This is a genomic window from Agrobacterium sp. 10MFCol1.1 (assembly GCF_000381165.1).
GTDB lineage: Bacteria > Pseudomonadota > Alphaproteobacteria > Rhizobiales > Rhizobiaceae > Agrobacterium > Agrobacterium tumefaciens.
In genome coordinates, this window is sequence record NZ_KB906072.1 from 60,544 (window position 1) to 73,117 (window position 12,574).

At 61.7% G+C, this 12,574-nt stretch carries 14 protein-coding genes; 2 read left to right on the forward strand and 12 right to left on the reverse strand.

Annotation, left to right across the window (positions count from 1 at the left end):
- Positions 1–67: 67 nt before the first annotated feature.
- On the forward strand, positions 68–1,267 hold the full coding sequence (locus F617_RS0100305) for an MFS transporter (protein ID WP_019564077.1): 1,200 nt from the start codon (positions 68–70) through the stop codon (positions 1,265–1,267).
- A gap of 7 nt (positions 1,268–1,274) precedes the next feature.
- Here the strand turns inward: F617_RS0100305 and F617_RS0100310 are convergent, their stop codons facing one another.
- The 11 genes from F617_RS0100310 to F617_RS0100370 all read right to left on the reverse strand — a co-directional run bounded on the left by F617_RS0100310 (position 1,275) and on the right by F617_RS0100370 (position 9,725).
- Entirely contained in the window at positions 1,275–1,670 is a 396-nt protein-coding gene (locus F617_RS0100310; RefSeq protein WP_019564078.1) for a DUF3168 domain-containing protein, read from the reverse strand.
- Positions 1,667–2,002 carry a phage head closure protein gene (locus F617_RS0100315; RefSeq protein ID WP_013635738.1) on the reverse strand — a complete coding sequence of 112 codons (336 nt, stop codon included), beginning with the start codon at positions 2,000–2,002 and terminating at the stop codon, positions 1,667–1,669. The genes F617_RS0100310 and F617_RS0100315 overlap by 4 nt, the downstream gene beginning before the upstream one ends.
- A 3-nt stretch (positions 2,003–2,005) precedes the next feature.
- Positions 2,006–2,575: a head-tail connector protein gene (locus F617_RS0100320; RefSeq protein WP_019564079.1), complete on the reverse strand. Its 570-nt coding sequence runs from the start codon at positions 2,573–2,575 to the stop codon at positions 2,006–2,008.
- Positions 2,576–2,687: 112 nt separating this feature from the next.
- Positions 2,688–3,956 carry a phage major capsid protein gene (locus tag F617_RS0100325; protein ID WP_019564080.1) on the reverse strand — a complete coding sequence of 423 codons (1,269 nt, stop codon included), beginning with the start codon at positions 3,954–3,956 and terminating at the stop codon, positions 2,688–2,690.
- 37 nt (positions 3,957–3,993) lie between these two features.
- Positions 3,994–4,584, reverse strand: coding sequence for an HK97 family phage prohead protease (locus tag F617_RS0100330; RefSeq protein WP_019564081.1), 591 nt, complete (start codon positions 4,582–4,584; stop codon positions 3,994–3,996).
- 40 nt (positions 4,585–4,624) lie between these two features.
- On the reverse strand, positions 4,625–4,945 hold the full coding sequence (locus F617_RS0100335) for a DUF6107 family protein (protein ID WP_003512100.1): 321 nt from the start codon (positions 4,943–4,945) through the stop codon (positions 4,625–4,627).
- Between the two features lie 187 nt (positions 4,946–5,132).
- Positions 5,133–6,299, reverse strand: a complete 1,167-nt coding sequence (locus tag F617_RS0100345; RefSeq protein WP_019564082.1) for a phage portal protein — start codon at positions 6,297–6,299, stop codon at positions 5,133–5,135.
- 186 nt (positions 6,300–6,485) lie between these two features.
- Positions 6,486–6,809, reverse strand: a complete 324-nt coding sequence (locus F617_RS0100350; RefSeq protein WP_003512096.1) for a Dabb family protein — start codon at positions 6,807–6,809, stop codon at positions 6,486–6,488.
- Between the two features lie 43 nt (positions 6,810–6,852).
- Entirely contained in the window at positions 6,853–7,491 is a 639-nt protein-coding gene (locus tag F617_RS0100355) for a chitinase (protein ID WP_026330600.1), read from the reverse strand.
- Between the two features lie 450 nt (positions 7,492–7,941).
- A complete protein-coding gene (locus F617_RS0100365) occupies positions 7,942–9,201 on the reverse strand; it encodes a DNA-packaging protein (protein WP_019564084.1) in 1,260 nt (419 codons plus the stop codon).
- Complete coding sequence (locus F617_RS0100370; RefSeq protein ID WP_019564085.1) at positions 9,198–9,725, reverse strand: hypothetical protein; 528 nt, start codon at positions 9,723–9,725, stop codon at positions 9,198–9,200. The genes F617_RS0100365 and F617_RS0100370 overlap by 4 nt, the downstream gene beginning before the upstream one ends.
- A gap of 253 nt (positions 9,726–9,978) precedes the next feature.
- Between F617_RS0100370 and F617_RS0100375 the strand changes: the two genes are divergently transcribed.
- Positions 9,979–11,619: an alpha/beta-hydrolase family protein gene (locus F617_RS0100375; RefSeq protein ID WP_013635730.1), complete on the forward strand. Its 1,641-nt coding sequence runs from the start codon at positions 9,979–9,981 to the stop codon at positions 11,617–11,619.
- Between the two features lie 26 nt (positions 11,620–11,645).
- On the opposite strand, the gene F617_RS0100380 is transcribed toward F617_RS0100375, so the two are convergent.
- The gene (locus F617_RS0100380; RefSeq protein WP_019564086.1) at positions 11,646–12,485 is read right to left on the reverse strand and encodes an SDR family oxidoreductase; all 840 of its coding nucleotides are present in this window, start codon (positions 12,483–12,485) and stop codon (positions 11,646–11,648) included.
- Positions 12,486–12,574 lie beyond the last annotated feature (89 nt).

Sequence of the window (12,574 nt, forward strand, 5' to 3'; positions counted from 1 at the left end):
ATGTTGCCGGGTCGCAACTGGCCTGCTACCAAAAGCATTCCCGCATCTCGCACCCGCGATTTTCATCATGTCTGATGCCACCCCCTTCACGTCTCGCGCGCGCCTTTTCGGCGTGCTTGCGGTTGGGCAGGTCGTCAGCTGGGGCACCGGTTTCGACATGCTGGCCATACTGGGGCCACGCATCGGACAGGAACTGGCCATCGCCAACGAGGTCGTTTTTGCCGGTCTCACCGTCATGATGACGATCAGCGCCCTCTGCGGCCCGCTTCTGGGAAGAACGCTGGTGCGCCGTGGTGCCGCCCCTGTTCTTGTGGCGGGTTCGTTGCTCTTCACGGCGGGTTTTGTCGTGCTCGCCTTTGCGGGCGGCGTGATCAGCTATGTCCTCGGCTGGGTCGTGATGGGTCTGGCCGCGACCTGCGGCCTGACGACGGCGGCCCATACGGCTGTGGTGGAACGTGTCGGCGCGGAAAGTGGCCGGTCGCTGACGCTTCTGATGGTGTTTACCGGGCTTTCGGCAGCGGTTTTCCTGCCCGTCACCACCGTCGCAGATCAGCACCTGGGCTGGCGCGGCACCCTTTTGGTATATGCCTGTCTGCAGATATTCGTGCTTCTGCCACTCTATGTTTTTGTCCTTCCCGGACGAAGGACGAGCAATACTCCAGGCACTTCGAAAGGCGCGGCGGTCTCGACATCGCCTGTCGATACGCGGCGCGCCTTTCTGCTTCTGGCGGCAATGACGACGCTTAGCGCCTTCACAGCCTTTGGCTTTTCGCCGCTCCTGCCTCTGCTGCTGGTCCATGCCGGCGCATCGCAATCGCTCGCCGTGCAACTGGCAGCCGTGCGCAGCGTGCTTGCGATCATGGCGCGCGGGCTGGATTTTCTGCTTGGAAAACACGGCAATCCCTTCGTCACCTGCATGATCGGCTTAGGTATGCTGCTCGCATCCTTCGTGCTGTTGCTCGTATTTGCCCCGGCCATGCCCGCTTTCATCGGTTTCATCATTTTCTTCGGCTTTGGCGCGGGCGTGCTCACCGTCAGTCGCGCGGTGTTGCCGCTCGCAGTATTTTCACCGGAACAATATGGCCTTCAGGCTGCGCGTATCTCCCTGCCGCAGAACCTTGCCATTGCCGTGGCGCCCGTCATTTTCACGCTGGCGCTGGATCGCGGAGGGGTGGCGGCCATGCTCACCATCGCCGCCGTGCTGATCAGCATTTCGTTTCTGCTGCTGATCGTGCTTTGGCGCACCGTGCGCAAACAGAATTCCTGAACCGACCCTATTCCGTTACCGCCCTGAAACGCATTTCTGCGAGGAAGTTCCGTGTCTTCGGCTCGCGCCGCGAATGGCTCGAGAGAAGCTGCAGATTGACGAGCGAGATACCGACAAGCGGAAGGGCGGCATCGTCGAGCAGGGTTTTCACCCGCCCGGCAATCTCACCCGCGCACCTGCGGCCATTGGCATCGCTCCAGATGTCCAGCGACAGAAAATGTTCTTCGGCCTTTTCCGTCGCCGTCGAGTAATCGCGGCTTTCAAGTTCGCCGATAACGATCAGGGGCAGGATGGCGCGCGGCAAAAGCCGGTCGACGATACCGCCGGGGATAAGCGCCATCAGAGCAGCGTCGCCGGAAAGTTTTGCGAAAATCGTCTGTAGAAGCACATTTGCGGCACTCACGGGCTTTCCTCCTCACAGCGGCAGACGATGAAACGGCGGGTCTCGTCCGGATCCATCACGGCCCGGATCGCCAGAATGCGCCGTCCCTTGCGAAAGCGCATGCCGGCAACAATGTCGCTGCGCCAGACCAGCCAGACGCGGTGGGTGATTGTTACGCCCTCAGCCGAGGCCCGCTCATGCGAGGCATTCGAAACAGGTTCGATAGCCGCCCAGAGCGAACGCAGGAAACTCCAGCTTTCCGCGGCCCCACCCTGCCCGTCCGTTACCTCGCTGCGCACCTCCAGCTCCAACCGCGCCGTAAGCTTGCCGGGGTCGAGAAAAACGAGGTTCATGGCTCAGAGCCCCACACGGCAGAACGGCGACACCAGCCGCTCGTAACCGGCCGGAACCGCTGCGGGTTGATTTTCCAGAGCAACGGCACCGCGGAAGGCGAACATCTGGGCCACATGCATCAGCATGGCGCGTTTCAGCGTATCGGGCACATCGGTTCCCGCCTCACCGTAACCGGCAATGAAGTCGATCTCGATGCCGTTCATCACCCGTCCGGGTGCTGGCAGGTCGCGCAGCCACAGCCGCGCCGGGCGCGCCTCGCCGTCAAGCAATCTGTCGGCGGCTGTGATGTCGGCCGCGCGCCCTTGACCGTCAAAAACCAGAATCGTTTCGATGGTTTGCACCGGTCCCTTACCAATCAGAATCATGCCACTCGGCGGCCACCGGTCGAGATAGAGCCGCCAGGTCTGGCGTATCAGGCAAAGTCCCGTCGTACGTTCCAGATGCTCGCGGGCGGTAAGGATCAGCGCAGCGAGCAGCGCATCCTCGTCGCCGCCGTCGAGACGCAAATGCGCCTTCACCTCGGCAAGCGTCAGCGGCTCCGCCTGCGGCGGATGAATGAGGGCATAGGTCATGGGGTCTCCGGGTATGGGACAGAAAGAATTTCGGCCGAAAGCGTTTGGCGAAAATGTAGCATCCGCACGCCGTCACCCCCGACTTGGTCCGGGGTGACGGGGAAGATTGTGGTCAATTCACCCCGAACTTCACCAGCTTGATCGCCTCGAAGTTCTGAACGCCGCCGCCCACGCGCTTGGTGGTGTAGAACAGCACATAGGGTTTTGCCGAATAGGGATCGCGCAGGATGCGCACGCCGGTGCGGTCCACCACGAGGTAACCGGCGCGGAAATCACCGAAAGCGATGGCGAAGCTGTTTGCCGCGACATTCGGCATGTCTTCGGCCTCCATCACGGGAAAGCCCATCAGCGAGGCGGGCTGCCCGGCGGCAGCGGGCGGATGCCAGAGATAGGCGCCGCTGGTATCCTTGAAGCGGCGCAGCGCCCCTTGCGTCTTGCGGTTCATCACGAAGTTGCCGTTCTGGCGGTGGCCTGCCTTCAGTCCATAGACGGCATCCAGCAGCACATCCATTGGCCCCGCGGAGGCGAAGCCACCCGCAACACCGGTGGCGACATAACCGATATTGCCCCAGCTCCAGCTGTCATTGGCGACGGCCGTATAAGAGAGGAAACCCTTCGGTTTGTTGGTGCCGTCGCCGGCGATGAACGCCGCTGCCTCCTGTTCTGCAAAGGCAATGTCCACTTCCGAGGCGATCCAGGCCTCGATATCCACGGCCGCATCATCCAGCAACCCCTGGGTTGCGGCAGGCATGGCGTAGAGTTCCATGGTCGGGAAGGAAAGTTCGGAGAGCTTCGGTGTCGTCGTCTCGGGGCGAGCCGCCGTTTCAGAGACCCAGCCGGTGGCAAATCCGCCCGGCGAAAACGGCTTCTTCAGCACGGCAGTGGAAACCTGCCGCACGGTCGCCAGCGACCGGATCGGTGAAATCGCCGTCATGCGGCGGCCGATCTCGCCATCCGTTTCGGTGGGCAGCAGATAACCACCATCGACGCCTGTCGATCCGGCAAAGGCCTTGGCCTCCAGATCGCGCAGCGCGCCCTCCTCACCCCGGCGGATATAGGCCTCGAAGGCGGCCTTGTGCTCATCCGTATCGAGGGAATGCGCCTGCTTGCGGCCGAGCGCCGGGCGCGCTTTCTTGAGCGCCAGATCGTCCATGATCTTGCGGTTGTCATCGAGCGCCTTGTCGATGCGGTCGAGCTTGTCGCGGGTCACGACGTCGGCCCCCATCTTGCGTTCGATATCGGAAAGCCGCTGGTCGTTGGTGTCGCGGAAGGTCTCGAAGGCCTCCATGAACTCGTCGAAGGCCGCCGTCATCGTATCGGGCACGGCCTTCACCTGCGGCGCAACCGTCATTGCGGCCGGTTTTGTCATCTGGTCTGTCATGTCGCCATCCTTGTTTTCGGAAGTGTTTGGGAGGAAGTCAGCGTTTGAAGGCTGTGTCGAAAAGCGAACGCGCCGCGCGGCGCATGGTGCGCATCAGCTCGGTTTCGCGGTCGCGGAAGAAGCGGGCGTGTTTGACATCCGATACCCGCGCGGACGGCAGCATCGGAAAGGTCACCACAGAGATTTCCCAGAGATCGGCCTCAAGAATGCGCCTGACGCCAGAGCGTGCCGCCTTGCCGGAGCGCCCCTCCTTGCTGGAACGTACCGTGCGAAAACCGATCGACAGCCCGTCCAGCGCGCCTGTCTTCATCAGCGAATGGACCTCTCGCGAGCGGGCGACGCCGGGCGCGAGAACACCTTCCACGTAAAGCCCGCGCTCATCCTCGCGGATGGTGCGCCATGCGCCGATCGGCTCGGCCGGATCGTGCTGGTAGAGCATCCGGATACCGCCCGCACCGCGTTCCTCGATGGAGCGGCGGAAAGCGCCGCGCTCGATCACGTCGCGGCCGAGATCGACCTCGCCGAAGACGCTGGCATAACCGGAAAACGTGCCGTCGCCAGCTATGCCGCGCAGTTCCAGATTGGCGAATTTGCGCGTGGCGGGGCGCGGCCCGCGATAGACGTGCATGGGAAACTCCTGCGATGTGAAAAGGGGTGCCGCGTCGAGGCTAAGCGCGCGGACGGGCGTTGTAGCGGTCGGCGACGCGCACCAGCAGGCCAAGCCCCCACCAGGCCACCATGCTGGCAGCGGCAGAGCCCGCCACCATGATTTCCCGGCCTGAAAGCGCGCCGGCAATCTCGAGTTGCTGCACGATCCACAGGCCCACGGGGCCGCCGAAGATCATGCCGCAGGAGACGCCGGTCACGAAACGGCTCGCCGCCTCGCGTTTGCTTTTCGGCAGGAGGTAGACGAGCGACACACCCGCGCCTGCGACGGCACCGGTGATTCGGGCGGCCCAGATGCCGCCTTCATTGGCGAATTCAGACATGGGTAATCATTCCGGTTTAGGATGTGAAAAATCGGACAGACGCGTCGCGTCGCCCGCAGGTCGGGTGTGCAGTTTCAAAACGCCATTTCGCGAGTCTTCAGAATCGCTTGAACGGCGAACCTCACAAAACGATTCCGCTGGTTCAGAAATTGGTCGAAGACGCAGCCCGGTGGCTCAAGCACGGTGGCTAATACCCCACCGCCTCCCGCTTTTCCTCGTCGGTCAGAAACGATGCTGCGCCGATCCTTGTCCACAGGGCGTCCCGCTCACCGGCAAGACCGGCGATCCTGTCAAGATCCGGTTCCAGCCGCAGCCCGGAGCCGAAAATCGGCGACAGCCAGCCGCAGAGCCGTGCCGCCGTGCGGTTGACGAGCGGCAGCACGGTGAGACGATAAAAAGCGCGGTTTGCCTCCTGGTAATTGGCATAGGTATTGTCGCCGGGAATGCCGATCAGCATCGGCGGTACGCCGAGTGCAAGCGCGATGTCGCGTGCGGCACCGTTGCGTGCTTCCAGAAAATCCATATCGCGCGGCGAAAGCCCCATGGCCTTCCAGTCGAGACCGCCTTCCAGAAGAAGCGGCCGGCCTGCATTCATCGCGCCCTGATAACCTTCCTCCAGCTCGCGCTTCAGCCGCTCATATTGCTCGGTGGAGAGATTGCCACCCTCTTTCGGCTGATAGACCAGTGCACCGGAAGGGCGAGCGGAATTGTCGAGCAGACGTTTGTTCCACTGGCTTGCGGCATTGTGGAGATCGAGAGCCGCGCCCGCCGAAGCAAGTGGCGCGAACCCGACCCGATCGTCCAGCGGATGAAAAAGCTTCAGGTGCAGCAGCCCCAGCCCGTCACGTTCAGAGGCAATGCGCCTGATGGCGCGGCCCTCGGCACGATAATCGTAACCCACGGGCCAGCCATCCGCGCCTTCGATGATGCTCACCCGGTCCGGCCGCAGAAGATGCAGCTCGCGCAGTCGTTCGCCGACCACTAGCGGCTCGATATAGGCGTTGCCAGCCAACATCAGATGGCCATACAGCGTCTCGAAAAAGTCCGGCCCGCCCATATGAGCGCTCGGCTTACCTAGAAGTGCGAGCAGCGAATGATCGCCGATCTCCTCATCGCCATCGTAAAGCAGCCAGCTCACCGATGCGGAGGCTTCTGCCACCATGCGGGCGGCGCGGTGCGCTACCGGGTTTTTCATGAAGCCCTCGCGGGCGAGTGCGGCATAGGAGCGGCCGGACCAGAATGCCTGCCCACCCTGCGCCGCAACCGCCATGAAGCCGCCCGTCGCTGTCTTGCGTTCAGGCACGGCTCTGCCATCCGCCGGGCGCCGCCACGGCAGGGAAAACGGAAATCGCATGGAATTGTCCTTGTTTTAATGCGGGCTCAGTTTCCCGCCAGGCCCTCATCCCTGTGCTCGTCACAGGGATTCAGCCAGCCCAAGTTTTTGGACTGAAAGCACTCTTTTCGCCGCGCAGACGCGCGTCGGCTGGCTTCGTGTGACAAGCACAGGAATGAGGATCGAGAGCCCGAGTCTTGACGAAACTTACCGGATTGGCGCTTTCACTGCCGTATCGCTGTTGAAATCAGCGGCAACCCGCGTCTCGCGCAGCGGCTTCACCGTACGCGTCGAAAGATCATAAGCGGGGTCGGCCTTGTAGGCCGCGAGCGCCGCCTCGTTTTCGAACTCGCCATAGACGATGAAATCGACCGAATTGCCCCATTGGTCCTTCTTCACATTCTCGCCGATTTCCAGCTTCAGCGAATGCGGTATGGCGGTGAGGCCGGAGAGCCCCTTGCGCACGGCGTCGCGGTTTTCCTCGGGAACGGTGAAAAAAACGATATGGCGGATCACGGTGTCACCTGTCATGCAAAATTCGAATATGGCCCTTGCGGCGCTTGCTAACGGGTTATCATCTGGCCCGCGCCGGTTCAATCCGCGCCGCCAAAAGGGCGCGATGAAATGCCCGGCCGTAGTCCCCGACAAGCCGCGCCCGGTCGCGGCCATTGATGATTGCGCGCGCACCCTCCCAATCCTCACGCTTACCCTCGAAGACATCGGCAAGCTTCCGGCCGGTAAAGCTGCCGGCTACCATGCCGTGGATCAGGATCGCGGTTGCCACATCCGGTTCCATGGCGCGCTCGGGACGCTCCAGAAGGTCCACACCGGTCAGCTGCGACATGGCCTCGTAATTGCGGCGATGCGTCAGTTGCACGAAACCGCGCCCGAGCCAGCTTTTGCCCTCGGCGTCTGGCCGCCAATAGGGTTTGCGCACCATGGGAAGCCTGCCTGCCGCAAAGGCCCGGTCCAGCCTTGCGATCGCCTCGGCATCGTTTACCGCCAATGTCTCGCGCACCGGCTGCATGGTCGCAGCCGTCTCGTGAAAAGTGGTGGCCAGCATGTAGGCGAGCCAGCGGGGATCACCGCCCGGCAGGGCCTTGCCGAAGCCGGCCAAGATCGTCTTCGTCCCGTCAAGCTGTGCAGCTCGCAGGCGACCACCGTAGATGGAAATTCGCACCGACGCGAAGAATCGCGCCTCGTCATAGGCCACAGCCGGCTCCTGAAAATCGGGGGCGATATCACCCTTTGTTTTTTCCACATGACAGCCGTCAGAACTAAATCGATTTGAAAAAATCCTAATCGATTTTAATCCGCTGACCGGGGTTTTGAGGTAAAAAATTCCTTGAGTTGCGGAACCTTAGCGCGCTAACTCCATTCACCGCGCACTTCCGCAGCGTTGACCATTCAAGGAGGAATGCCACCATGACAGCGACAATCCCCCAGACCGTTTATGACCGGCTCGAAAACGAGTGGCGCCAGATGCGCGAAACCGGTTCTCAGCCGAAACCCGCGCAGTCTCCGAAGAAGTAGGATCTGCCAGACGTCCGATTTTGGGCGTTGACGGCGACCCGGATTTCTTCTCCCCGCCGGGGAGAAGAACCAATATGCATCGGCTAGATAGGCAATTGGCTCTCATTCATGGGGCCAATAATCGCCGATATCACATTCCGCGCACCCTCGGCTCACTCGCAACACTCGTCGTCAACGCCGTTATTGCCCAGACCAGCGCATCCAGCCGGTCGGGCGAGCGTCCGGATGAAAGACCGTCGGGTCCGAAATCCGCCATCTGGTCGGTTAGTTTTTCAAACCGTGCGGCGTGGTGCACCCTGCCCTGTTCGTAGAGTGCCGCCACCGGCTCGGCGCGGGTGAACTTTCCCCGGCTTGCTCGCACAAGGGTCAGCGGCAGATTGGCGTCTATGCTCTGCAACATTGCCCGCACCATCTCGCCGCCCTGATTGACTTCCGCCACCACCCGGTCCGCCTCATGACGGCGAACGGCAGCGACAACGGCCCGCGCCCAGCCGGCCGGTGTTTCACCTTCCACCGAACAATCCGCAAGCACGACCAACTTGCCTGCAATGCCAAGCCCGGCCGCCACGATGCCGCAGCAGGAATTTTCACCGATACCGGCGGGCGGGTCTACCGCGACCACGATCCGCGCCAGCGGCTCATGGTCGGTTTCCACAATTGCTTCCAGATCGGCACGTTTCCACAGCGCGCCTTCGCGCTCATCGATCAGTTCGCCGCCGATTTCCTGACGCCCCAGCCGCGTGCCGCCGTAACGGTCGTGCATGGCTTTCAGGAAACCGGGTGAGAGATTTTGCGCATTCATCGCCGTCGGCATTTTGGCCACCCGGCTCGAAGGGTCGGTGAGAAGCGCCTTCAGGAGCGGAATGGGCCGTGGCGTCGTCGTCACCAATTGCCGTGGGGCCTCACCCAGACGCAGACCAAATTGCAGCATGTCCCATGTTTCCTGCGGATATTTCCATTTTCCAAGTTCATCGGCCCAAGCCATGTGAAATTGCGGGCCGCGCAGGCTTTCTGGGTCTTCAGAGGAAAACACCTGCGCCATGGCCCCGTTTGGCCAGATGAGCCGGCGGCGCGATACCTCGAAGGCGGGGCGGCAACGGCGGGCGATACGGCAGATGCCGGAAATGCCGTCGATCATCACCTCACGGGCATCCCCCAGGGTTTCCGCAACAAGCGCGATGCGCAGATCAGATTGCTTGCCGGCGGACGCAATCCTGTGCACCCATTCGGCCCCGGCGCGGGTCTTGCCGGATCCGCGCCCGCCGATCAGTAGCCACGTCCGCCAGTCACCCTCAGGCGGCTGTTGCGGCAGGTTGCCGATGAAACGCCAGTCGCGCAGAAGGGTGAAGACCTGCTTTTGCAGTTGGGGTTCGCTCGAAACATCCGTCATGTGTCTGCTTCTGTAGATGCACTACGGGCCAGATCTGCCTCCAGCCTCGCGCGGCATTTCTGTTCCGCCAGTTCGTCGATGCGTTTGAGGAAATGCGCCACCGCCATTTCGTAATCTTCGGTATCGGCTTCGTCCTCGCCGGCAAGAGCCTGCCTCTCTTCTGCCAGCACACGTTGCAGGGCATCGATCCGTTCCAGTGTGCGCACAATCAGCGAAAGCTGATCCGTTGCGGCCTTCACGTCGGCGCGCGCCTGTTTGCCCGAAGCATCCTCCACCATTGATAAAAATGCCGCTTCGCTTGTCTGCCGCAGGTTGCGGTACATGCAGAACTGTTCGCGCATCTCCACCGTCAGCTCGTTCAGCAATTGCCGCAGATTGCCATTGCGCGCCGCATCTTCGGCAGCCAGCTTGTCGGCCCGCGATTTTATCTCAGGTGCGGCCTCCAGCCTGCCCTCGCCGCCATAGGCGCAGCTTTCCTGCCAGACGCCGTGGAGCGCCAGATCGCAATTAAGGATATTTGCCATGAGGTGGACCTGCGAGAGAAATGACGTGTCGCGGAAAAAGCATCGGTTAAACCGACCTTTGCCGCTCAGCCGCAAATCTCCGACTGTGACCTAAACCTATCAAACCACCGTCACGCTGTAAAGGATTATTTTCCTATAATTGTGATTTTTATCCTGCTAACAGGGTTTGCACCCTCGCCCGCCGCATACTACACTCGTGCCAGACGGCGGGAAAAAGGGGCAAGTCAAGTTGTTGGAACAATGGGTTGGGCGGTTGTTTGCGGGTCTTTCGGCAACCGGCATCGTCTTTGGCACTATTCTGTTCTGCGCTTCGCTCACGCCGTCTCTTCTGCCGCGCACATGGCTGATGCAGGGTGTGCTGTGCGGATTTTCCTTTGCCATCGGTTATCTGATCGGCGTGGCGCTCACCGCCATCTGGACCTATCTGGAATTGCCCCACCCCTCGCGCCATAATCGGCGCAGCATCCGCTTTCTCATCGCCCTTGCCAGCGCGATAACGGCGATCGCGTTTCTTTGGCAGGCGAAAGACTGGCAGAATTCCATCCGTATCCTGATGGAGCTAGATCCGTTGCCCAGCGCGCACCCCACCAAGACCGGCGGCGTTGCGGTGCTGGTCTCCGCCCTCCTCATCGGCGCTGGACGGCTTTTCCAGCTCATCCGGCGATTCTTCTCGGTGCGCAGCCGTCACTTCCTGCCGCGCCGGCTCGCCAATGTGCTCGGTATAGCCGCCGCCATCGTGCTGTCATGGATGCTGCTGAACGGTCTGATCTTCGATATCGGCCTGAAGTTTGCCGATTCCTCGCTGAAACAGGTGGATGCGCTGATCGAGCCGGATGTACCGCGCCCCTCCGATGCGCTCAAAACCGGCAGCAGCGCTTCCCTGATGACATGGGAATCGCTTGGCCGCAGAGGCCGCGAATTCGTGGCCGGCGGGCCGGAGGCACAGGAGATTTCCGCCTTCACCCACCGCCCGGCCAGGGAACCGCTCAGGGTCTATGCAGGCCTGAATTCTGCGGCAACGCCCGAGGAAAGGGCAGCACTTGCGCTGGAGGAGCTGAAGCGGGTTGGCGGGTTCGAGCGCAAGGTGTTGCTGGTCGTCATTCCCACCGGCACCGGCTGGATCGATCCGGAAGCGCTCGATACGGTCGAATATCTGCACGACGGGGATATCGCCAGCGTTGCCGTGCAATATTCCTATCTTTCCAGCTGGATCGCGCTTCTGACCGAACCGGATTACGGTGTGGAAACGGCGCGCGCGCTGTTTCAGGCCGTCTACGGTTACTGGACCACCCTGCCGAAGGAAACGCGCCCGAAACTCTATCTGCACGGGCTGAGCCTCGGTTCGCTGAACTCGCAGAAATCATCCGATCTTTACGATGTGCTCTCGGACCCGTTCCAGGGTGCGCTGTGGAGCGGTCCGCCCTTTTCCAGCCCCACATGGCGCATGGCCACCAATGGGCGGGTGGCGGGTACGCCGGAATGGCTGCCGCGTTTCCGCGATTCCTCGGTCATCCGCTTCGCCAACCAATATACCACCGCGCATATGCCTGATGCGAAGTGGGGGCCGATGCGCATCGTCTATCTGCAATATGCCAGCGACCCGATCACCTTCTTCGAGGCCGCATCGCTTTACCGGCGACCGCAATGGATGGTTCATCACGGCCCTGACGTCTCCACGTCCTTCCGCTGGTTCCCCGTCGTGACCCTGCTGCAGCTCGGTCTTGATGTTGCCGCCGCCACCACGGCGCCGATCGGTTACGGCCATGTCTACGCGCCGGAGCATTATATCGATGCTTGGATGGAGGTAACCGCACCGCAGGGCTGGAATGCGGATGATATCCAGCGGCTCAAGATGTTGTTCAAGGCCCGCCGCGGCTCCACCGATCCGGCGTGACGCGACGGGCGTGTCGTTTCTGAGCGTCAGTCCTTCAGCGCGGCCACATGGTCGGCCACATAGGTTTCCAGCGAGCGCGGTGCGTGGCCGGTCAAAGTCTCGACATCACCGGTGACCGCCGACGTCCAGCCTTCGCGCACCGGATAGAAGATCGACGCGAGGAAGGCGGCGTAATCCTTCGGAACGCCAGCGCCGGTCAGAATGCCGATGAAAACATCGTCCGAAACCGCGCTATAGCCGACCGGCTTGCCGATGGCCTGCGAGATGATCGCGGCCGCCTCGCCGTAACTCAGAGCCTTCGGCCCGGTCAGGTTGAACGCCTTATTGTCGAAAGCCGTCGAGGTCAGCGCTGCCGCTGCACTGTCGGCGATATCGCGCACGTCGATGAAGCTCGACTTGCCTTCGCCTGCCGGAACGGCGATCTGGCCGTGTTCGATGCCGGCCTTCCAGTAGGTGTGGAAATTATCGGCAAACCAGTTGGGGCGCAGAATGACGTAAGGCGCGCCGGAAGCGATGATCTTCAGTTCCACCTGGCGATAGGGAATGGAATCGTCGGCATCGACGCCGAAGACGCTGAGAAACACGATCTTCACCTTGCGGCGGGCAGCTTCCTCGACAACCGGCGTCAGCGCGTCGATTGCATCCAGACGCCCGCCAGCCAGGATCAGAAACAGACGATCAACGCCATCGAAGGCATCCGTGTAGGTCGAGGCGTCGGTATAATCGAAGCGCACCCCTTCCGCGCCTTCGGCTGCCTTGCCGGTGCGCGAGGCTGCTTTCACGCTTTCGCCCTTGGCCAGAAGCGCCTTTACCAGCGGCGTGCCGATGGTGCCGGTGGAGCCGATTACGAGTATCTTGCCAGTCATCTCAAATCTCCGTAGTATCTAGTGGAAACCATGTTTCGAAAACATACGTACTGCGTATTCGAAATCAGGAAAAGAGAGCACTTTCCGGT

Coding starts and splice junctions, on each gene's coding strand:
- F617_RS0100380 (WP_019564086.1), bottom strand. CDS start 12,485: ATGACTGGCAAGATACTCGTAATCGGCTCCACCGGCACCATCGGCACG.
- F617_RS0100350 (WP_003512096.1), bottom strand. CDS start 6,809: ATGACAGGTGACACCGTGATCCGCCATATCGTTTTTTTCACCGTTCCC.
- F617_RS0100325 (WP_019564080.1), bottom strand. CDS start 3,956: ATGACAGACCAGATGACAAAACCGGCCGCAATGACGGTTGCGCCGCAG.
- F617_RS0100315 (WP_013635738.1), bottom strand. CDS start 2,002: ATGAACCTCGTTTTTCTCGACCCCGGCAAGCTTACGGCGCGGTTGGAG.
- F617_RS0100335 (WP_003512100.1), bottom strand. CDS start 4,945: ATGTCTGAATTCGCCAATGAAGGCGGCATCTGGGCCGCCCGAATCACC.
- F617_RS0100320 (WP_019564079.1), bottom strand. CDS start 2,575: ATGACCTATGCCCTCATTCATCCGCCGCAGGCGGAGCCGCTGACGCTT.
- F617_RS0100345 (WP_019564082.1), bottom strand. CDS start 6,299: ATGCGATTTCCGTTTTCCCTGCCGTGGCGGCGCCCGGCGGATGGCAGA.
- F617_RS0100330 (WP_019564081.1), bottom strand. CDS start 4,584: ATGCACGTCTATCGCGGGCCGCGCCCCGCCACGCGCAAATTCGCCAAT.
- F617_RS0100305 (WP_019564077.1), top strand. CDS start 68: ATGTCTGATGCCACCCCCTTCACGTCTCGCGCGCGCCTTTTCGGCGTG.
- F617_RS0100365 (WP_019564084.1), bottom strand. CDS start 9,201: ATGACGGATGTTTCGAGCGAACCCCAACTGCAAAAGCAGGTCTTCACC.
- F617_RS0100370 (WP_019564085.1), bottom strand. CDS start 9,725: ATGGCAAATATCCTTAATTGCGATCTGGCGCTCCACGGCGTCTGGCAG.